The following is a 20,590-nucleotide window of genomic DNA, read 5'->3' on the forward strand; positions in this document are numbered from 1 at the left end:
CTTCCCTCCCCGTTGAGGGGAGGGGTGAGGGGTGGGGGTAACTGCGCCGCGGCACATTCACCCACCCGCCTGTGCCGCCAGCAACTTCATGACCTCGGCCACCAGATCATCCTGATCGATCTCGATCTGCCCCGGGCGGGCGGCGCGGTATTCCTCGTTGCTCTCGATCGCGGCGGCTTCCTTGCGCCCCTCGATCATGTCCTTGATCTGGATTTTTCCCGCCGCGCGCTCGTCCGAGCCCTGAATGATCGCGATCGGGCAGCCGCGCCGGTCGGCATAGCGCAACTGGTTGCCGAACTTCTTCCAGTTGCCCTGATACATCTCGGCGCGGATGCCCGCTTCGCGCAGTTTCTGCGTCATCTGCTGGTAGCGCCCGAGCGCTTCGGTGTCGCCATCCATGACGGTCACCAGCACGGGCGCCACGACCTCATCCGTGCCGAGCTTGCCGAGGTTTTTCAGCGCCGACATCAGGCGCGACACGCCGATGGAAAAGCCGGTCGCCGGCACGTCCTGGCCGGTGAAGCGCTTGACCAGCCCGTCGTAGCGCCCGCCGCCGCCGACCGAGCCGAATTGAACGGTCTCGCCCTTTTCGTTGACGACATCGAACAGGAGTTCGGCCTCGTAGACCGGGCCGGTATAATATTCGAGACCGCGGACGACGGAGGGATCGACGATAATCCTGTCGGATGCATAATCGCTGGCTTCTACCAACGCTCCAATTGCGCCTAACTCCCTGAGGCCTTCCAAACCCAGTTTAGTGTCTGAAAAGCGCTCCAATAGGAAGTCGACAGTGTTTTGGCTCTTCTTTGAACCATCCGGCTCCTTATGGATCCGTGCAGCAGCGATGATCGATAGAATACGGTCGATCTGCTTACGATCCAACCCCGCCCCCGGCGTGAAATCCCCGCTCTCGTCGCACCGCCCTTCGCCCAAGAGCTCCCGCACACCTTCGATACCCAGCCGATCCAGCTTGTCGATCGCCCGCAGCACGGTCAGCCGCCGGCCGGCATTGTCCTCGCCGCCGAGGCCAATCGCCTCCATCACCCCATCGAGCACCTTGCGATTGTTCACGCGGATCACATAGTCGCCGCGCTTGATTCCCAGCGCCTCCATCGTGTCGGCCATCATCATCGCCATTTCGGCGTCGGCCTGCACGCCCGGCGCGCCGACCGTGTCGGCGTCGAACTGCATGAACTGGCGGAACCGGCCCGGCCCCGGCTTCTCGTTGCGGAAGACCCAGCCGGCCCGATAGGTGCGGTAGGGCAGGGCGATCCGGTTGATGTTCTGGGCGACATGGCGGGCCAGCGGCGCGGTCAGGTCATAGCGCAGGCTCATCCACTGCTCGTCATCGTCCTGAAGCGAGAACACGCCCTCGTTCGGCCGGTCCTGGTCGGGCAGGAACTTGCCCAGCGCGTCGGTATATTCGAAGGCCGGCGTTTCGACCGGATCGAAGCCGTAACGCTCGAACACGGCGCGGATCCTGCCCATCATCTCGTCGGTCGCGCGAATGTCGGCGGCGGTCCGGTCGGTGAAACCGCGCGGCAGGCGAGCCTTCGGCCGTGGCTGCTTTTTGGTCTTGGCGGACATGACAACCTTGCATGAAAAAGCGCGCGGGCGAGCGCGCGCTTTCCCTAGACGAGCCGTTTGTGCGCCGCAAGGGCGCCGGGTCCGTCGCCGCCGGGGTCAGCCGGTCAGCGTCAATTCAGCGCCAATAGGGCGAGATGCACGGCTTGCGCGGCCCGTGATAGGGCTGGAAGCTGTTGTCGCTCGCCCGGTAGGAGCGATATTTCGCATCGCACCAGCGGTAATGCGCCCGGTTCAGATCGATGATCCGCGGACGCACCTTGTGCGGCCTGTGATAGCGCCGCACATAGACATGGCGCCGGTGGTCCGGGCCGATCACCACGAAGGCGCGCGGCGGATACCAGTAGCCCTTGTAGTGCCTGTAGCCGGAGCGCTTGTACTTGTAGCCGCGATGACCGTTGAGATAGATGTGGCCGCCGCGCCAGTGAATGCGCACGCTCACATGGCCGCGATGGCCGGCCTTGACGATGTCGGAAACGCCGGCCTCGGCCGCCGCCGCCGGCAGCTTGAACGATGTCGCCGCCGCTTCGGCGGGCGTAGCCGTTGCAAATGCGGCCGCGACGGCCAGCGCCGTTGCCAGTCCCAGAATCCTACGCATTGTCAATCTCCCGATTGCCGGTTCGGTCGCATCCCTTCGCTGGTTAATAAACCATGAATCGGGCAAGGGAGCAAAAGGGACCGGTCGCCGGCGGCCCGGCGCGCACTCATGGCCGCTGGAACGCGGCCCGCGCCGCCTCCACCTGCGGCCGGCGGTGGCAGCCTTCCAGATGATCGTTGACCAGCCCCATCGCCTGCATGAAGGCATAGACCGTGGTCGGCCCGACGAAGGTCCAGCCGCGCTTCTTCAGGTCCGTCGAGAGCGTCGTCGATGTCGGCGTTGCGGCGAGCGCGCTCAGCGTGGCGTGGTCGCAGACCGCCGGGCGCTCCTGCGGGCCCGGTTCGTGCGCCCAGAAATAGGCGGCCAGCGAACCGAACTGGGCGCGCATCTCGATGGCGCGGCGCGCGTTGTTGATCGTCGAGACGATCTTGCCGCGATGGCGCACGGTGCCCGCATCGGTGACCAGCCGCTCGATATCGGCCTCGCCGAAGCGCGCCACCTGCTCGAAGTCGAAGCCGGCGAAGGCGGCGCGGAAATTGTCGCGCTTTCTGAGGATGGTCAGCCAGGACAGGCCGGCCTGGAAACCCTCAAGGCACAGCTTCTCGAAAAGGCGGACATCGTCGGCGACCGGCACGCCCCATTCGGTGTCGTGATAGGCCATGTAGTCCGCGAGTCCGCCATGCCACCAGCAGCGCGCCAGCCCATCCTCGCCCCTCACCAGCCCGTCCATATCGTCCCGCCTGTTAACCCTGACGGTTAGCGGCCCGTTCACCACGCCGGCAAACCGCGCGCTAACCTTGCCGAAAGCTTTCGCCCGCCGGCGCGATTTTACGAGATTCGATTCATAGTTTGCTGGGCGCGCGGAGTCATCGTCCCGTCGAACGCTCATGACAGCCGGTGCCGCCGGGCGTCGGGGCGATCGGTGAACAATGTTGCGAGTGGACCGATGAGAATGAGACTTGACCTTGCGGCCGCGACGGCGGCCATCGGGCTTGTTGCGGGTGCCGGCGTCGCCGGCGCCCAGGACCGCTATACCGCACCGCCGCCCGTGGTCGTCAGCCCGAACCTGACGCAGCCCTGGGTTCTGCAGCTTCACGGTGGCTCGGCGCGCGGTGTCGCGGCCGCCGCGCCGCAGGTGGTCATCCGCCGGCGGACCGGCGAGCGGCAGGTCTACGAGCCGCGGCGCGAGACCCGGCAGGCGGCGCTGACGCCGACGCCCACGCCGCGTCCGCGCGGCATGGACCCTGTCTATCTGCCCCAGACCGTGCCGTATCACGGTAGCGAGGCGCCGGGCACGATCGTCATCGATACGCGCGACAAGTTTCTCTATCTGGTCGGCTCGGACGGCACGGCGCGGCGCTACGGCGTCGGTGTCGGCAAGCAGGGATTTGAGTGGACGGGCACCGAAACGATCTCACGCAAGGCCGAATGGCCGAGCTGGCGCCCGCCGGCGGCGATGATCGCGCGCGAAGCCAAGAAGGGCCGGCACCTGCCGACCTACATGCCCGGCGGCCCGGAAAACCCGCTCGGCGCGCGCGCGCTCTATCTCGGCTCGACGCTCTACCGCATCCATGGCACCAACCAGCCATGGTCGATCGGCCAGGCGGTGTCCTCGGGCTGCATCCGCATGCGCAATCAGGACGTCGAGGATCTGTATGCCCGCGTCGATGTCGGCACGACCGTGATCGTGCGCTGAGCCATGCGCCCGCATGCTGTGGCGCGTATGCCACAGCGGTGAGCTTTCATGCGCATTGCGGGCCCCGGCGCGCGTTGCATCTTGGCCGGCGTCCTGCCTTCGACTACCGTCGCGCCGAGCGAAGAGGGGACTCATGCACCGCCTGGCAGTTCTCGCCGCAGCCATCTTTCTTGCTGCAGCGCCACCGGCCTACGCCGATTTCCAGCTGTCCGTGTTCGGCGGATGGCAGGGCGCAGCCGACAGCGACGTCACCGTCACCGGAGCCAATCCGGCCGCTTTCAGCGCCCGCTGGCAGGGCCGGTCCTTCGAGACGCCGCCCTATTGGGGGGTGCGCGGCATCTGGTGGTTCGACCAGGCGCCGCAATGGGGCGTCGGGCTCGACTACACCCATGCCAAGGTCTACGCCGATGCGGCCACGCTCGCCGATGCCGGCTGGAGCCGGTTCGAGTTTTCCGACGGCATCAACTTCCTGACGCTCAATGCCATGCGCCGCTTTCAGCGGTGGAACGCTCTGGAGCCCTATGCCGGCCTCGGTGCGGGCATTTCGGTCCCTCATGTCGAGGTTACCCGGCCTAGCGACACGACCTTCGAATACCAGCTTGCCGGCGCGGTCATCCAGGCGCAGATCGGCGCCAACTATCATGTGAGCGACCGCGTCTCGCTGTTCGGCGAATACCGCTTCAACTATTCGATGAACCGGATGAAGCTGACCGGCGGCGACGAACTCGAGGTCGATCTGGTCACCAACGCGCTGGTGGCCGGCGTCTCGATACATTTCTGAGGGCGCGCGGGGGGTTCCGAGCGCGGGCGCGGCGGTCTACTCGGCCGCTTCGATCAGGCGCGACAGGTTCGAGCGTTCCGGCTCCGGCCGCGCCTCGGGCACGCCGTCCGGCTTGTTGCCGCCATGCACCCAGTTCAGCAGTTCGACCGTGTGCACGATCGGTAGCGCGGTGCCCGTGCCGATCTGCGTGATGCAGCCGATATTGCCGGTGGCGATCAGGTCGGGCCGCGTCGATTCGATGTTGCGCACCTTGCGCTGCTTGAGTTCGGCGGCGATTTCCGGCTGCATGATGTTGTAGGTGCCCGCCGAGCCGCAGCAAAGATGCCCCTCGGGCGGGTCCTTGACGGCGAAGCCGGCGGCCTTGAGCAGGTCCTTGGGCGCGCCCGTGATCTTCTGGCCGTGCTGCATCGAGCAGGCCGAATGGTAGGCGACCGTCAGGTTCGGCCGGATCGCAGGTTCGGGCATGTCGAGCTTTGCCAGATACTCGGTGATGTCGCTGGCGAGGGCGCTGACGCGGGCGGCCTTGTCCGCATAGTCCGCATCGAGCCGCAGCATGTGCCCGTAATCCTTGATCGTCGTCCCGCAGCCCGAGGCGGTGACGATGATGGCGTCCAGCCCGCCCTCCTCGATCAGGCGCGTCCACACATCGACATTGTTGCGGGCCTCTTCGAGCGCCTGTTCCTCGCGGCCCATGTGGTGGACGAGCGCGCCGCAGCAGCCCTCGCCCTCGGGCACCACCACCTCGACGCCGAGCCGTGTCAGAAGCGCGATCGTGGCGGTGTTGATCGATGGCGCCAGCACCGATTGCGCGCACCCGGTCAGGATCGCCACCCGGCCGCGCCGGCCGCGCAGCGGCGGATGCACCGCCGGCACCGAATAGACCGAAGGCCGCTCCAGCCTCGCCGGGGCCAGCTCGATCATGGCGCCGAACCGCCTGAGCGGCGCGACGGCGTTGAAGATCGGCGCCAGCGGCCGGCCGATCCGTGCGGCGTGCAGCGCTGCCCGGAACCGGCCCGGATATGGCAGCACCATCGCCAGCACCGCCCGCGTCAGCCGGTCGAGCAGGGGCCGGCGATAGGTCTTTTCGATATGGGCGCGGGCGTGGTCGACCAGATGCATGTAGTCCACGCCCGACGGACAGGTCGTCACGCACGCCAGGCACGACAGGCACCGGTCGATGTGCAGGACCGTCTTTTCGTCCGCCGGCCGGTCGTTCTCCAGCATCTCCTTGATCAGATAGATCCGCCCGCGTGGGCTGTCGAGTTCGTTGCCGAGCGTGACATAGGTCGGGCATGTCGCCGTGCAGAAGCCGCAATGCACGCACGAGCGCAGGATCTTCTCGGACTGCGCGACGTGCGGGTCGGCGAGTTGCTCGGGCGTGAAACTGGTCTGCATGACGACTGTCCGTATCGGTGCTGGCGGTCAGATCCACCAGCTCTGCGGGTCCGGCACCGGCTCGCCGCGGCCGAGCCATTGCAGGCCCTTGATCATGCGGATGATCACCCAGATCGCGACGGCAAGGAAGATCAGGAAGCCGATCCCGACGATCATCAGCAACAGGCCGACGAAGCTGGCCAGAAGGCCGATCCAGAAGGTGCGGATCGCCCAGGTGTAATGGCTTTCGACATAGCCGCCGGCCTTGCCGCGGTTCATGTACGCGATGACCACGCCGACCAGCGCGCTCAGCCCGACCACGAAGGCGGCAAGATAGAGAACGTAGATCAGTTGAATGTTGCGCGGCCCCGGCTCGAACCAGCCCTGCGCGGAAACGGGGCGGCTGTGGTCGGGTCCGGATGGATCGGGGGTCTGGCTCATGGCTGCGGGTCCCTTCTGCATGATCGCCTCATGCCGCATCGCGCTCCGCCTGGAAGCTGCGGCGCCCGCAGTTGAACACGCCATCGGGATCGATTGAAGCCCGAATTCGCTCGGACAATGCGCCGATTGCCGGCGCCTCGGGCTGAAAGGTCGGGGTTTGCGCGCGGACCGCCTCCGGCGCCCGGATCAGCGTGGCATGGCCGCCGCCGTTTCGCGCAACTGCGCCGCGCACCAGGGCTGCCTGCGGGTCTTCGCCCGCAAGGCGCAGCCAGATGAGCCCGCCCTGCCAGTCGTAATAGGCCTCGCCCCGGGTCATGGCGCGCACGTCGCCGACGATGGCATGGCCCGCCATCGGCGCCGCCGAGATGCGCCAGACGATTCCCTGTCCGTCGGCGAACGGCGCGCCATCGCCGATCGCCGCCCAGGCCGCGCGCGAGGCGGTCTCGCCGATCTCTTCGAGCGCAAGATCGGTTTCGAGCGCCGGCTCGAGCCGGCCGATGCGCTCGGCGATGGCATCGGCGAAACCCTCGAGCCGCAACAGCGTTGCCGGACCTTCGCCGACAACGGTTTCGGCCACGCGCGCCGGCAGGTGCGCGGCCGCCGAGACCTCGGCGCTGGTCGCCATGGCCCGTGCCATCAAGCGGGCGGCCGCGGCATCGTCGGCCCCCCTGATGAGGAGCGTGGTTTCGCTCGCCGGTCGCGGCAGCACCTTGAAGGCGACTTCGGTGATCAGTCCCAGCGCGCCCCAGGACCCTGCCATCAGCTTGACCAGATCGAGCCCGGTGACGTTCTTCATCACCCGCCCGCCGCTCTTGACCGCCTCGCCCCGGCCATTGACGAAGCGCACGCCCAGGAGCGCGTCGCGCGCCGCGCCCGCCGAAAGCCGCCGCGAGCCCGACAGGTTGGTCGCCGCGACCCCGCCGATTGTCTGGCCGGCATCGGCGTCCAGCAGCCGGCCCCAGTCGGGCGGGGCGAAGGCCAGCATCTGGTTGTTTCCGGCAAGCGCGGCCTCGATCTCGGCAAGCGGTGTGCCCGCGCGCGCCACGATCACCAACTCCTCGGGATTGTATTCGACGATCCCGCGCAGCCCGGTTGACGAAAGCGTCGCATCGGCCGTCGTCGGCTGGCCGATGACCGCCTTCGAGCCCGCGCCGGCAATGGCGAGCGTGCGCTTGCCGGCGCGCTGCTCGGCGACCATGGCGCAGGCTTCATCCTCGCTTTGCGGCGTCAGTTGCTCGGTTTCGGCCATGTCAGCCCGCCTTGCGCGCCGGCAGGTCGAGCGGGAAGACCTTGGCCGGGTTGAGGATCCAGCCGGGATCGAAGGCGGCGCGCACCGCCATTTGCTGGTCAAGGTCGACCTCGGCGTACTGGTGGCCCATCAGGTCGCGCTTTTCCATGCCCACGCCGTGCTCGCCGGTCAGGCAGCCGCCGGCATCCACGCACAGCTTGAGAATGTCCGCGCCCGCCGCTTCGGCCTTTTCGGCCTCCGCCGGATCGTTGACGTTGTAGAGGATGAGCGGGTGCATGTTGCCGTCGCCGGCATGGAACACGTTGGCGACCCGCAGCCCGTAGCCATCGACGATGCGATAGGTCTCGCGCAGGACGTGCGAGAGCTGGCCGAGCGGCACCGTGCCGTCCATGCAGATATAGTCGGCGATGCGCCCGGTCGCGCCGAACGCGCTCTTGCGCCCCTTCCAGATCTGCGCCGCCTCGGTCGCCGACTGGCTTTCCTTGATCGAGGCCACGCCATGGCGCCTGGCGATGGCGATGATCCGCTTGAGCATGGCGTCCATCTCGGCCTCCGAGCCCTCGACCTCGATGATCAGCAGCGCCTCGACGTCGAGCGGATAGCCGGCCTGGGCGAAGGCTTCGCAGATCTCGATGGCCGGCTTGTCCATGAACTCGATGGCGACCGGAATGATGCCCGCCCCGATGATGTCGGAGACGCACCGACCCGCCTCGTCGGAGGAGGCAAAGCCGAACAGCACCGGCCGCGCGCCCTCCGGCCGGGCGAGCAGGCGCACCGTCGCCTCGGTGACGATGCCGAGCTGCCCCTCCGACCCGCACAGAACGCCGAGCAGATCGAGCCCGGGCGCATCGAGCGCCTTGCCGCCCAGCTCGACCACCGTGCCATCGGCGAGCACCACCGTCGCACCGAGCAGGTTGTTGGTGGTCACGCCGTATTTGAGGCAATGGGCGCCGCCCGAATTCATCGCGATGTTGCCGGCGATCGTGCAGGCGAGCTGCGAGGAGGGATCGGGCGCATAGAAGAACCCGTCGGCGGCGACGCGCTCGGAAATGGCAAGGTTCGTCACGCCGGCCTGCACCGTCGCCGTCCGGTTGTCATGGTCCACTTCGAGGATGCGGTTCATGCGGCTGACGCCGATGACGACGGCATCCTCCTGCGGGATGGCGCCGCCGGCGAGCGAGGTGCCCGCGCCGCGCGGGACCACCGGCACGCGGTTGCCGGAGCAGTATTTCAGGACGGCTGAGACCTCGGCCGTGCTTTCGGGCAGCACCACGGCCAGCGGAACGCGCCGATAGGCGGTGAAGGCGTCGGTCTCGAACGGAACCAGCTCGCGCGGATCGGTGATCAGGCCCTGCTCGCCGACCCGATCCGCGAGCGCGGCCACGATTTCGGCCCGGCGCGCCATGATCGCCGGATCGGGTGCGGGAAATTCGATGGCGTTCATGCCTGCCCTCCGTGGACCGCCGGGTTCGTCCGACTGGTCAAGAAACTTTACCACTGATCCTCCCACAAGGCAACGCCGCCCGACGCAGCGGCGCGCGGGCTCTGGACTCCCGGTGCGGCTGCCCCATCTAGCGCGGTTGGGGTGAGGCAATGGATGCATGCCATGGGCGGACCGCGACATTTTGTCGACTTTCCTTGGACCGCATTCCAATGTGCCATGACAAGGTGCGACGCGTGTTTTTCCGTTCTTGAAAAGAAAGTCGGTTGGACATGAGCAATTTCGGGGATCTGGAAATCTTCGCGCGCGTCGTCGCCGCGGGCAGCATGTCGGCGGCGGGACGCGAGCTTGGTCTGTCGCCCGCGGTCGTCTCCAAGCGGCTGCGGCGGCTCGAGGATCGGCTCGGCACGCGGCTTTTGCAAAGAACCACGCGCCAGATCGCGCTGACCGAGGCCGGCCAGGGCTTCTATGAGCGCGTCGTCGCCATTCTCGCCGGCGTCGAGGAGGCCGAGGCCTTCGTCTCGCGCCGCTCCGCCCATGCCCGCGGCACGCTCAAGATCAGCGCGCCCACCTCCTTCGGCCGCATGCATATCGCGCCGCATCTGGCCCCGTTCATGAACGCCAATGAAGACCTTTCGGTGAACCTTCTGCTGTCGGACGATCTGGTCGACATCGTCGGCGAGGGGTTCGACGTGGCGATCCGCATCGCCGAACTGGCCGATTCGAGCCTGGTCGCGCGCAAGCTCGCGCCGGTGCGGCGGGTTCTGTGCGCCGCCCCCGACTATCTCGACCGGCACGGCACGCCGCGGACGCTCGAAGAGCTCGAAAGGCACAATTGCCTGACGCACCAGACCTCCGACACCTGGCGCCTGGAAGGGCCGGACGGTGCGATCGGTTTCCGGCCCCGCGGCAATCTGGCGACCAATTCCTCCGAAGTGGTGCGCGAGGCGGTGCTCTCGGGTCTGGGCATCGCGCTGCGCTCGACCTGGGATGTCGGCGGCGACCTGGCCGCCGGCCGGCTGGTGCAGGTCCTCCCCGATTTCGAGGGTTCGACCAATATCGGCATCTACGCGATCTATCCCTCGCGCCAGTTCCTGCCGGTCAAGGTGCGCCTGTTCATCGATCATTTCGCCGAGCTGTTCGGCTCGGTGCCCTATTGGGAGCGCGGTGCGCCGGCCGTTGCGCCAAGGCCCGCCATGGTCAAGGGCGAGGCTCGTGCCGGTCACCGCCCGCTGGGCGGCAACGGCATCGCTTCGAACGGGGCCAACGGCCACGGTCGCGGCAGGGCGCCGGCCGCCGAGTGATCGCCGAATGGCGGTCACCCAACGAAGCGATCAGGAACAGGCAGTCGCGGTTGGTCGAGCCGTGCCGGCAATTTCAGAGGTGTCCGATGCCGCTGGGATTGCCGATGCCGGGCTCGGCCGGTTACCGGTCCCTTTCCACATTGCGTGCGCGGATGCGTCGCACGATCGTCCAGATCGTCAGGACGGTGATCGGCACCAGAAGTGCGATCAGCACGTCGGCGCTCAGGCCGGGCAGTTGACCGCTGACGCCCCTGACCGCATAGGCGAACAGCCCGACGATGTAGTAGGAGACGGCCGCCACCGACAGGCCCTCGACCGTCTGCTGCAGCCGCAATTGCAGCTTGGCGCGCCGGTCCATCGACTGCAGCAGATTGCGGTTCTGCTTTTCGACCTCGACATCGATGCGCGTGCGCAGCAGGTTGGCCGCCCGGGCGAGCTTGCGCGACAGGTTTGCCTGGCGTTCCTCGACGGCGCGGCAGGTGCGCATGGCCGGCGCAAGCCGGCGTTCCAGAAATGACCGCCAGGTATCGTAACCGGGCAGTGGCTCTTCCTCCAGCGCGTTGAGGCGGTCCGAAACGATCTCGTCATAGGCCCGGCTCGCGCCGAAGCGATAAAGGCTCGATGCGGCATCGGCCTCCAGTTCGCCGGCAAGCGCGGTGATGTCGTCGAGCAGATACTCGGCGCCGCCCGGCTCGATGTTGCGCATCCGGTGGGTCAGTTCGGCCAGCCGGTCCTCGGCCTTGCGCATGCGCGGCGAAAGGCTCTGGGCCAGCGGCAGGCCGAGCATCGCCATGGTGCGGTAGATCTCGATGTCGAAAAGGCGCTGCGCAAGGGCACCGGTGCGCTGCGGCGTCAGACCCTTGTCGAGGATGACGATGCGGGTCAGCCCGTGCTCGTCCTGACGGAAGTCGGTGGCGATCAGCGCAAACCCGCTCTCTGTCGAGGACATGCACAGCGTCTGCCGGTCGAACGGTGCCAGCCACTTCTCGTGATCGTCGTCGAAGGGGCGCACGTCGATGCGCACGCCGGCGAGCAGCGAGCCCGGGGCGGGAAAGGCATCGCCGAAGGGATGACCGGTGATGTTTTCGCCGGGCGCGTCGGGCAGCGGGCCCTCCCAGAGATAGGTCGACGCCTCGGTATGGCGCTCCCACCACAGGCTGCCGACCCCGGTGCTGATCCGGTGATGGCGGGCGTTTTCGGCCGGCGGCGCGACGCCCTGGCGGCGCGACAGTTCGGCCAGCACAGCCTGGTCGACGCCCGAGCCCCCATCGGTGACAAAGCACAGCTTGAGCAGGGCGCGCGGCGCGGTCACCGACGGCGCGGGCCGCGAATGCACCTCGCCCAGCGCGACCGAGCGTTGCGGATGCACGGGAAAGCCGAAGGCGCCGGCGCTGGCGATGTCGCGCGGTCGCGCTTCGAGCGGTTCCGGGGCCGCCTTTGGCGCGTCCGTCCGTTCCGCCGTCTTCTGCTTGTCCAATGCCGTCAAGTCGCCGTCCTCGCCTTGCTTTCGATCATTCTAGCGCAGATGGCCCGATTGGCACGCAAAAACATCGACGCGGGCGCCGCCTCGACCGGGACCGGCCGCCATGCGCGCCCGACATTGTCGCGCGGCGGCACCACAATTGGACAAGCAAATTGACCAGTGACGGTCGGCTTGGATATCCTTGCTCCGAAAGGGCGGCGCGATTCATGGCCAGCAAAGCAACGATATTTTCACGCGTCAATCACGCACGCACGGCCGACGAGGTCTGCGCGCAGATCGAATCGCTCGTGCTGGAGGGCGTGTTGCGGGTCGGCGACAAGCTGCCGGGCGAGCGCGACCTTTCAACGCAGTTCAACGTCTCCCGGCCGATCGTGCGCGAGGCGCTCAAGCAGCTCGAAAGCCGCGGCCTCTTGTGCACGCGCCATGGCGGCGGCACCTTCATCGCCGATGTCATCGGCGACGTCTTCTCCAGAACCATGCTGGAGCTGATCGCCGACCACCCCAAGGCGACCGACGACTATCTCGAATACCGGCTCGAGGTCGAGGCGATCGCCGCCGACTACGCCGCCCGCCGTGCCACCGCCGATGACAAGGCGCTGCTGACCGCGATCATGGAGCGCATGGAGGCCGCGCACGCCAAGGAGGATTTCGGCGAGGAGGCCGGGCTCGACGTCGAGTTTCACCAGGCGGTGTGCGAGAGCGCCCACAACGTCATCCTGATGCACACGCTGCGCTCGTGCTACCGGCTGCTGTCGAACGGCTCGTTCTTTTCGCGCTCGCTGGTCTATGGCTTCCCTGGCGCCCGGGACCGGCTGATCGAACAGCACCGGGCCGTCCATGACGCGATCCTTGCCGGCGATCCGAACGCTGCGCGCGATGCCGCCAAGGCGCATATCCGCTTCATCCAGGCGTGCCGGACCGAGGCCGAGAAGGTCAGGGGATGGGAATCGGTGTCGCGCCTGCGCCGCGAGCAGCGGACGGCGGGCTGAGCGCGCCGGCCGCCATCGTTCTCGGCGGCCGATGCCGCTCAGGCATTGTGCGGCCAGGGCCGCGACGGCTCGGCGAGGTTGTGCCGGCCGACCTCGTTGATGTCGGTTTCGCCGGCAAGGCCCATGGTGATGTCCAGTTCCTTGTGAATGATCTCGAGCGCCTTGGTTACGCCCGCCTGGCCCATCGCGCCCAGGCCGTAGATGTAGGCCCGTCCGATATAGGTCGACCTGGCGCCCAGCGCGATGGCCTTGAACACGTCCTGGCCCGAGCGGATGCCGCTGTCCATGTGGATTTCGATCCTGTCGCCGACCGCATCGACGATCGGCGCCAACACATCGATGGAGGCAACCGCGCCGTCGAGCTGCCGGCCGCCATGGTTGGACACGACCATGGCATCGGCACCCACATCGGCGGCGATCCTGGCATCCTCGACGTCGTTGATGCCCTTCAGGATCAGCTTGCCGCCCCATTTGGACTTCACCCACTCGATCGAGTCCCAGTCGAGCGTCGGGTCGAACTGCGCGTGCGTCCATTCCGACAGCGACGTCATGTTGGTCACGCCCGGCGCATGGCCGACGATGTTGCCGAAGCTGCGGTTCTTCGTGCCCATCATGCCAAGGCACCATTGCGGCCGCAGGGCCAGGTCGGCGATCGATTTCAGCGTCGGCTTGGGCGGGGCCGAAAGCCCGTTGCGCAGATCCTTGTGGCGCTGGCCGAGCACCTGCAGGTCGAGCGTCAGCACCAGCGCGTCGCACCCGGCGTTTCGCGCCCGCGCGATCATGTCTTCGACGAAACCGCGGTCGCGCATGACGTAGAGCTGGAACCAGAACGGCTGGCCGGTCGCCTCGGCCACCGCCTCGATCGAGCAGATGCTCATGGTCGACAGCGTGAACGGCACACCGAACGCATTGGCCGCGCGCGCGGCGACGATCTCGCCGTCGGGATGCTGCATGCCGGTCAGTCCGACCGGGGCCAGCGCGACCGGCATGGCCACGTCCTTGCCGATCATCTTCGTCTTCAGCGAGCGCTTGTCGATGTTGCGCGCCACGCGCTGGCGGATCCTGATTCGGCCGAATGCGTCGGTGTTGTCGCGATAGGTCGATTCGGTCCAGGCGCCCGAATCCGCGTAGTCATAGAACATCTTCGGCACGCGGATCTTCGCGCGCCGCTGCAGATCGCGGATTTCGGTGACGGGTCCGAACATCTTCACACCTCCCTGTGACGCGCCCTGATACCGCCTCGCGGAAGGTGTGAAAAGGTGCCCTTTCGCCATCGTGCCCCGGCCGGCGATACGGCCTTCCGGCGGCCCCGGCGATTACGGGCTGGAAACGAAGTTGGCGGAAACGCCGTATCCGTCGACCGGCACGTTTCCGGTGATCGCAGCCTCACTGTAGACCGACAGGCCCCACAGCGAGATCCCGAACAAGGTGGCAAGCGAAAGCAACATCGCACGCATTGTCATGACGATACCCCATCATACTACGTCATTTCTGCGGGCATCATGGACCAGTGTTCTTATCGCCGGTGTGACAACTCTCACGCGGCGTGCGCCCGACGCGTTGCGGCGTAGCCTGACGGCCGGCTTTTGGCCAGCCCCTTTCGGCAAAAGCGGTGAAAAAGTGGCAGGCAAGTTTTGCGCGCGTATTGCCTTGTCCGGTCTTGCGGCAACCGGACATCGCCGGCCGTCGCGCTCGCAATGCTTGACCTTGGCCGCCATCGGCGCCATCGCATCGCCATGCGCGCCAACTACAAGCTGCAAAGACTGTTCGTCGACATCCCGCTCGCCGCCGATGCAAGGGTCGGCTTCGAGCCGGCCCAGCACAACTATCTGTTCAACGTGCTCAGGCTGAAGGCGGGCGCCAAGATCCTGCTCTTCAACGGCCGCGATGGCGAATGGCGGGCGGTCGTCGAGCGTGCGGGCAAGCGCGAGGCCGCGGCGGTGATCGTGGGGTGCGAGCGCCCGCAGCCGCCGGCCCCCGATCTCGTCTACGCCTTCGCCCCGCTCAAGGCGGGCCGGCTCGACTATATGGTGCAAAAGGCCGTCGAGATGGGCGCCGGCGTGCTCCAGCCCGTCATGACGCAGCACACCCAGGTCGGGCGGGTGAACGTCGACAAGATGCGCGCCAACGCCATCGAGGCGGCCGAGCAGTGCGGCGTCCTCGCCATCCCCGAGTGCCGCGCCCCGCTCGGCCTCGACGCGTTCCTCGCCGGCTGCGACGAACACCGTGCGCTCGTCTTTTGCGACGAGGCCCATGCCGATCACAACCCGCTTGCGGCGCTCGCCCCGCTCAAGGGCCGCCCGCTCGGCCTTCTGATCGGGCCGGAGGGCGGCTTCTCCGACAGCGAACGGGCCACGCTCAGGGCCTTGCCCTTCGTCACCGCCATTGCGCTGGGCCCGCGCATTCTGCGCGCCGACACCGCGGCGGTGGCCGCGCTGGCGCTCGTGCAGGCGGTGGCCGGGGACTGGGACTGATCGGCGCAACGCGTCCGAAAGCGCCGCGATTTGCACTTGCCGCGCCGGGCGCAATCGGCCATGCACGCGCCAAATCGACCAACGGACGATGCTGATCGATGGCCCGTGACACCACAGACGACACGCCGATCGAAGGCGTGGCGCAACTTGCCGACTATCTCGCCTCCGGCTGCAAGCCGGAAGACGACTGGCGCATCGGCACCGAGCACGAGAAATTTCCCTTCTATGCCGAGGACAACGGCCCGGTGCCCTATGCGGGCGAACGCGGGATCGCCGCCTTGCTCGAGGGCATGCGCGCAAAGCTCGGCTGGCAGCCGATCGTGGACGATGGCAACATCATCGGGCTGTACGAGGCGACCGGCATTGGCGGAGCGATCTCGCTGGAGCCGGGCGGCCAGTTCGAGCTGTCCGGCGCCCCGCTCGAGACGCTGCACCAGACCTGCCGCGAATCGAACGCCCATCTCGCCCAGCTCCGCCAGATCGCCGATCCGCTCGGCATCAAGTTCCTCGGCCTTGGCGCCAGCCCCAAATGGTCGCTCGAGGACACGCCGCGCATGCCCAAGTCGCGCTATGACATCATGCGCGCCTACATGCCCACAAGGGGCAGCCAGGGGCTGGACATGATGCACCGCACCTCGACGATCCAGGTCAATCTGGACTTCTGCTGCGAGGCGGACATGCGTGCCAAGATGCAGATCGCCTACCGCCTGCAGCCGCTGGCAACGGCGCTGTTCGCCAACTCGCCCTTCACCGATGGCAGGCCGAACGGATTCGTCTCCTGGCGGGCCGACATCTGGCGCGACACCGATCCGGACCGCTGCGGCGTCCTGCCCTTCGTCTTCGCCGACGATTTCGGCTTCATGGACTATGTGCAATGGGCGCTCGACGTGCCGATGTATTTCGTGCTTCGCGACGGGCGCTACATCGACTGCACCCATGTCACCTTCCGCCAGTTCATGGACGGCGCGCTGGTCGGCGAGATCCCCGATCCGCGCCCCAATCTCGGCGACTGGACCAACCATCTGTCGACGCTGTTTCCCGAGGTGCGCCTGAAGCGCTTCATCGAGATGCGCGGCGCCGATGGCGGGCCGTGGCGGCGCATCTGCGCGCTGCCCGCGCTCTGGGTCGGTCTGCTCTATGACCCGACGGCGCGGGAGGCCGCCGACGCGCTGACGCGCGCCTGGAGCTATGACGACGTCATCGCGCTGCGCGATGCGGTGCCGACCGAAGGTCTGAACGCGCGCATTCACAACGTCTCCATGCGCGATATCGCCTATGAAGTGCTCGACATCGCCCGCGACGGGCTCAAGGCGCGCGCCCGCGTCAATCCCGACGGTTTCGACGAGACGCACTTTCTCGCCCCGCTCGAGGAGATCGTCGCGCGCGGCACCACGCCGGCCGAGCAGATGGTCACCAAGTATCACTCGGTCTGGTGCGGCAGCGTCGAGCCCGCTTTCCTCGAATACGCATACTGATCCGCCGCCCGCCGGAACTCTCCGTCGGTCCCGCCGTTCCACTGGCGAAGCGGCTGCGTGCGCCATGCGGCGCCCCGCACCGACAGCGACACGAGACGATCGGAGGACCGACAATGGCACCCAAACTGGCAATCCTGACTGTGACGACCGCGCTGGTGGCCGCCCCGGCGGCGGCGCAAAACGCGATCGACCCGGGCGAGGTCGTCCCTCTGGGGACCTGGAACACCGTACTTGGCGAGAACATCAACGGCGTCAGCGTGCGCCGGCTCAACGGCAGCGACGTCAATGGCGAAGACGGTGAAGAGATCGGCACCGTCGAGGACATCATCGTCGGTCCCGACGGCCAGGTGATATCGATCATCGCCGAAGTCGGTGGATTCTGGGACATCGGCGACCAGCACATCAACGTTCCCTGGGAAGAGGTGACCGTCAACGCCGATGCCGACGACAACTGGTTCGACACGCAGTTCGACGTCCGTATTCCCGTCAACGAGGACAACGTGACCGATTTCGACCTGTTCGGCGACGATAGCGATCCGATCACCGCCGGTTCCGACCTCACCCGCATCGTCGACGATGCCGACTTCGAGGGCCGGGCCTGGCGGACGAGCGAGCTGATCGGAGATTTCGCACGCCTGGCCGGCGGCGACGGAGAGCCGCTCTATCACGGCTATGTCTACGACATGATCATCCGCGACGGCGAGGTCGTCGGCACGATCATCAACGCCCGCTATCCGGGCGGTTACTATGCCTATCCGAGCTATGCCGGCCGCGGCTATGGCTGGGCGCCGGGCAGCCCCTATTACGATCTGCCCTATACCGAGCAGGATGTCGCCGAATTGCAGCCGCTCGATGCGGGCGTCTACGACTGACCGATGCGAGGCGCGGCCTGCCGGTTGTCCGGCAGGCCGGCTATGCCGCCCGCGGCCGGCTCACAGCCGGTCCAGCATCGCATACCATGTCAGCGCAAGCGTCAGCAGCGGCTTGCGAAACCGCCGCCCGCCGGGAAACGGCGGGATCTTCATTTCCCTGAAGAGATCGAGCCGGTCGCGATTGCCGGCCACCGCCTCCGCCCAGAGCTTGCCGGTGAAATTGGCGAGCATGACACCGTGGCCGGAATACCCGCCCATGGCGGTCACGCCGGGCATGACTTCGCGCACGAACGGCTCGCGCGGCAGCGTGATGCCCACCGAGCCGCCCCATGCATGGGTGATCCCGATGCCCCGCAATTGCGGATAGACCTCCGTCATTTGCCGGCGCACGCCGGCGGCGATGTCGCCCGGTGTCTCGCCGCCATAGGTCTCGCGCCCGCCGAACAGCAGCCGCCCGTCCTTCAGCCGCCGGAAATAGCGGACCACGAAACGGCTGTCATCGACGCTCTGACGCCCCGGCAGGATCGAATCGAGCGCCCCTTCGAGCGGCACGGTCGCCCCGATGAACGAGCGGATGGGCATCACATGCGCCGCCATCGCCGGCTCGAGCCTTTCGCTGCCATGGGCATTGACGGCGACCAGCACGCGGTCGGCGGTCACCGTTCCATGGTCGGTTTCCACCCTGACAGCGCCACCCGTGGGCACGATCCGCCGGACCTTCGTGATTTCGTGCAACCCGGCGCCGCGCGCGGCGGCCACCCTGGCGGTGCCGACGACCAGCTTGAGCGGATGGATGTGCCCGGTGCCGCTGTCGTACACGCCGCCATGATAGCGCTCCGAGCCGAGCAGCCGCGCGGTCTCGTGCCGGTCGACGAAACGCAGATCCCCGTAGCCGAACATCTGGGCCATCTGATCGGGATAGCGCCGGAAGGCCTCGACCAGCCGGCCCTTGTGGGCGACCGAAAGGTGCCCTTGCGTGTAGTCGATGTCGACGGCGTTGTCCGAGGCGAAGGACAGAAGATTCGCCTTGGCTTCCTCGGCGAGATCGAAGAGCGCGCGCGCCCGTTCGAGCCCGAGCCGTTCGGCCATCTCCGGCGCTTCGCCGCGCTGGCCGGTATTGAGCTGGCCGCCATTGCGCCCCGAGGCGCCGTCGCCAAGGCGCGCGCCGTCGACAAGCACGACCGATGCGCCCAGCCGCGCCGCCTCGGCCGCCGCCGACAGCCCGGTGAAGCCGCCGCCGACGATGCAGATATCGGCGCGCCGGTCGCCGTCCAGCGCCGGCCAGGCCGGCCGTTCGCCGACCGAATCCTCGTACCAGGACCGGCCCGGCGAGATCGGACTCTGATAGCGCATCGGCTTGCGTTCACCTACACATTGAGCAGCAGGTATTCGCGTTCCCAGGGGCTGATCACCTGCATGAAGGTCTCGAACTCGCCGCGCTTGACCCCGGCATAGTTGGCGATGAACTCGCGGCCCAGAATGCCGTCGAAGGCATGCTCCCGCTCGAACAGCGAGACCGCTTCGAGCAGCCCGCGCGGCAGGTCGATATCGCCTTCATTGGCCGTCTCGGCGGTGGGGTCGGTCGGCACCAGCCCATGGACCATGCCCAGATAGCCGCAGGCGAGCGAGGCGGCGAGCGCCAGATAGGGATTGGCGTCCGAAGAGGGCAGCCGGTTCTCGACGCGCCGGGCAGCCGGCTCGGAATTGGGGATGCGAAAGGCGGTGGTGCGGTTGTCATAGCCCCAGGCGGTGTTGACCGGGGCGGCGATCGACTGCGTGAGCCGCCGATAGGAGTTCACGTAAGGGGCGGTCATGGCCAGCGCCTTGGGCATGTAGTGCTGCATGCCGCCGATGAAGGCGTGAAACAGCGGCGTTTCGCTGCCGTCCTGGGCGGTGAACACGTTCTGTCCGCTCGCCGCGTCGACGACCGACTGATGGATGTGCATGGCATTGCCCGGCGCGCCCTGGATCGGCTTGGCCATGAAGGTGGCATACATGTCGTGCTTGAGCGCCGCCTCGCGGATCGTGCGCTTGAACATGAACACCTGGTCGGCGAGCGCCAGCGGGTCGCCATGGCGCAGATTGATTTCGAGCTGGCTCGGCCCTTCCTCGTGAATCAGCGTGTCGATCTCCAGGCCCTGCGCCTCGCAGAAGGCGTAGATGTCGTCGATCAGTTCGTCGAACTCGTTGATGCCGGCGATCGAATAGCTCTGCCCGCCCGAGATCGGCCGGCCCGACCGGCCGGTCGGCGGCGCCAGCGGATAGTCCGGATCGGGGTTCTTGGCGACCAGATAGAATTCGATCTCCGGTGCGACGACCGGCTCCCAGCCGCGCTCGCCATAGGCGGTGACGACGCGCTTGAGCACCTGGCGCGGCGTGATCCAGGACGGATCGCCGGTGCGCTGTTCGACGAGGTCGCACACGACCTGCGCCGTGGGATCGGTTTCCCACGGCACGACCGACAGGGTCGAAAGGTCCGGCATGAGCTTGAGGTCGCCATCGCGCGGATCGTAGCGGAATTCGCCGGTCTCGTCGGGATATTCGCCCGAGATCGTCTGCCGGAACAGCGCCGAGGGCAGCGCCAGCGATGTCTTGGAGGTGAACTTGGACGAGGGCATCATCTTGCCGCGCGGCACGCCGGCGAGATCGGGCGTGATGCATTCGACATCCTCGATCGAGCGGGCGGCGAGCCATGGCCCGGCCTGGCTCCAGTCGGCCACGCCGCGCACATTGTTTATGTAGGTCGGGGTCGGTGGTTGCTTGGTCTTGGCCTTGAGGGATCTCGGCTTGGCCGCAATCGGGTCTTTCGCCATCGTTCACCTGAGTGGA

Annotated in this window: 19 protein-coding genes; 7 read left to right on the forward strand and 12 right to left on the reverse strand. The window is 67.2% G+C overall.

Annotation, left to right across the window (positions count from 1 at the left end; genetic code table 11):
- Window positions 1-57: 57 nt before the first annotated feature.
- The 3 genes from hisS to RBB34_RS10460 form a co-directional block, all read right to left on the reverse strand.
- Window positions 58-1,587 (reverse strand): histidine--tRNA ligase, encoded by a 1,530-nt coding sequence (gene hisS / locus RBB34_RS10450; protein ID WP_306119164.1) that lies wholly within the window; start codon window positions 1,585-1,587, stop codon window positions 58-60.
- Between the two features lie 115 nt (window positions 1,588-1,702).
- Window positions 1,703-2,182, reverse strand: a complete 480-nt coding sequence (locus tag RBB34_RS10455; RefSeq protein ID WP_306119165.1) for a BA14K family protein — start codon at window positions 2,180-2,182, stop codon at window positions 1,703-1,705.
- Between the two features lie 106 nt (window positions 2,183-2,288).
- Window positions 2,289-2,912 (reverse strand): DNA-3-methyladenine glycosylase I, encoded by a 624-nt coding sequence (locus RBB34_RS10460; RefSeq protein WP_306119166.1) that lies wholly within the window; start codon window positions 2,910-2,912, stop codon window positions 2,289-2,291.
- A gap of 216 nt (window positions 2,913-3,128) precedes the next feature.
- On the opposite strand from RBB34_RS10460, the gene RBB34_RS10465 reads away from it, so the two are divergent.
- Window positions 3,129-3,878, forward strand: coding sequence for a L,D-transpeptidase (locus tag RBB34_RS10465; protein ID WP_306119167.1), 750 nt, complete (start codon window positions 3,129-3,131; stop codon window positions 3,876-3,878).
- A 133-nt stretch (window positions 3,879-4,011) separates the two neighbouring features.
- A complete protein-coding gene (locus RBB34_RS10470) occupies window positions 4,012-4,659 on the forward strand; it encodes an outer membrane beta-barrel protein (protein ID WP_306119168.1) in 648 nt (215 codons plus the stop codon).
- Window positions 4,660-4,695: 36 nt separating this feature from the next.
- Here RBB34_RS10470 and glcF read toward each other — a convergent pair whose 3' ends face one another.
- From glcF to RBB34_RS10490, 4 genes are read right to left on the reverse strand one after another with little or no spacing between them, the layout of a single operon-like run.
- Window positions 4,696-6,054, reverse strand: coding sequence for a glycolate oxidase subunit GlcF (gene glcF / locus RBB34_RS10475; RefSeq protein ID WP_306119169.1), 1,359 nt, complete (start codon window positions 6,052-6,054; stop codon window positions 4,696-4,698).
- A gap of 27 nt (window positions 6,055-6,081) precedes the next feature.
- Window positions 6,082-6,474, reverse strand: a complete 393-nt coding sequence (locus tag RBB34_RS10480; RefSeq protein ID WP_306119170.1) for a hypothetical protein — start codon at window positions 6,472-6,474, stop codon at window positions 6,082-6,084.
- Between the two features lie 28 nt (window positions 6,475-6,502).
- Window positions 6,503-7,723, reverse strand: a complete 1,221-nt coding sequence (locus RBB34_RS10485; protein WP_306119171.1) for an FAD-binding protein — start codon at window positions 7,721-7,723, stop codon at window positions 6,503-6,505.
- Between the two features lies 1 nt (window position 7,724).
- A complete protein-coding gene (locus RBB34_RS10490) occupies window positions 7,725-9,167 on the reverse strand; it encodes an FAD-linked oxidase C-terminal domain-containing protein (RefSeq protein ID WP_306119172.1) in 1,443 nt (480 codons plus the stop codon).
- Window positions 9,168-9,436: 269 nt separating this feature from the next.
- Here RBB34_RS10490 and RBB34_RS10495 point away from each other — a divergent pair, with 269 nt between their 5' ends.
- Window positions 9,437-10,468: a LysR family transcriptional regulator gene (locus RBB34_RS10495; RefSeq protein WP_306119173.1), complete on the forward strand. Its 1,032-nt coding sequence runs from the start codon at window positions 9,437-9,439 to the stop codon at window positions 10,466-10,468.
- Window positions 10,469-10,589: 121 nt separating this feature from the next.
- On the opposite strand, the gene RBB34_RS10500 is transcribed toward RBB34_RS10495, so the two are convergent.
- On the reverse strand, window positions 10,590-11,867 hold the full coding sequence (locus RBB34_RS10500; RefSeq protein WP_306119284.1) for a DUF3422 family protein: 1,278 nt from the start codon (window positions 11,865-11,867) through the stop codon (window positions 10,590-10,592).
- Between the two features lie 290 nt (window positions 11,868-12,157).
- On the opposite strand from RBB34_RS10500, the gene RBB34_RS10505 reads away from it, so the two are divergent.
- Entirely contained in the window at window positions 12,158-12,940 is a 783-nt protein-coding gene (locus RBB34_RS10505; protein ID WP_306119174.1) for a FadR/GntR family transcriptional regulator, read from the forward strand.
- A gap of 38 nt (window positions 12,941-12,978) precedes the next feature.
- Here RBB34_RS10505 and RBB34_RS10510 read toward each other — a convergent pair whose 3' ends face one another.
- Both RBB34_RS10510 and RBB34_RS10515 read right to left on the reverse strand, forming a co-directional pair.
- Window positions 12,979-14,145, reverse strand: a complete 1,167-nt coding sequence (locus tag RBB34_RS10510; RefSeq protein ID WP_306119175.1) for an alpha-hydroxy acid oxidase — start codon at window positions 14,143-14,145, stop codon at window positions 12,979-12,981.
- A gap of 111 nt (window positions 14,146-14,256) precedes the next feature.
- Window positions 14,257-14,403, reverse strand: a complete 147-nt coding sequence (locus RBB34_RS10515) for a hypothetical protein (protein ID WP_306119176.1) — start codon at window positions 14,401-14,403, stop codon at window positions 14,257-14,259.
- 273 nt (window positions 14,404-14,676) lie between these two features.
- Here RBB34_RS10515 and RBB34_RS10520 point away from each other — a divergent pair, with 273 nt between their 5' ends.
- The 3 genes from RBB34_RS10520 (at window position 14,677) to RBB34_RS10530 (ending at window position 17,761) form a co-directional block, all read left to right on the forward strand.
- The gene (locus RBB34_RS10520) at window positions 14,677-15,414 is read left to right on the forward strand and encodes a 16S rRNA (uracil(1498)-N(3))-methyltransferase (RefSeq protein ID WP_306119285.1); all 738 of its coding nucleotides are present in this window, start codon (window positions 14,677-14,679) and stop codon (window positions 15,412-15,414) included.
- Window positions 15,415-15,512: 98 nt separating this feature from the next.
- Entirely contained in the window at window positions 15,513-16,889 is a 1,377-nt protein-coding gene (locus tag RBB34_RS10525) for a glutamate--cysteine ligase (RefSeq protein WP_306119177.1), read from the forward strand.
- 113 nt (window positions 16,890-17,002) lie between these two features.
- Entirely contained in the window at window positions 17,003-17,761 is a 759-nt protein-coding gene (locus tag RBB34_RS10530) for a PRC-barrel domain-containing protein (RefSeq protein WP_306119178.1), read from the forward strand.
- 60 nt (window positions 17,762-17,821) lie between these two features.
- Here RBB34_RS10530 and RBB34_RS10535 read toward each other — a convergent pair whose 3' ends face one another.
- Both RBB34_RS10535 and RBB34_RS10540 read right to left on the reverse strand, forming a co-directional pair.
- Window positions 17,822-19,114 carry an FAD-binding oxidoreductase gene (locus RBB34_RS10535; RefSeq protein WP_306119179.1) on the reverse strand — a complete coding sequence of 431 codons (1,293 nt, stop codon included), beginning with the start codon at window positions 19,112-19,114 and terminating at the stop codon, window positions 17,822-17,824.
- A 14-nt stretch (window positions 19,115-19,128) separates the two neighbouring features.
- Entirely contained in the window at window positions 19,129-20,574 is a 1,446-nt protein-coding gene (locus RBB34_RS10540; RefSeq protein ID WP_306119180.1) for a glutamine synthetase family protein, read from the reverse strand.
- Window positions 20,575-20,590 lie beyond the last annotated feature (16 nt).

The sequence above is a fragment of the Roseitalea sp. MMSF_3546 genome, assembly GCF_030732865.1.
Lineage (GTDB): Bacteria > Pseudomonadota > Alphaproteobacteria > Rhizobiales > Rhizobiaceae > Roseitalea.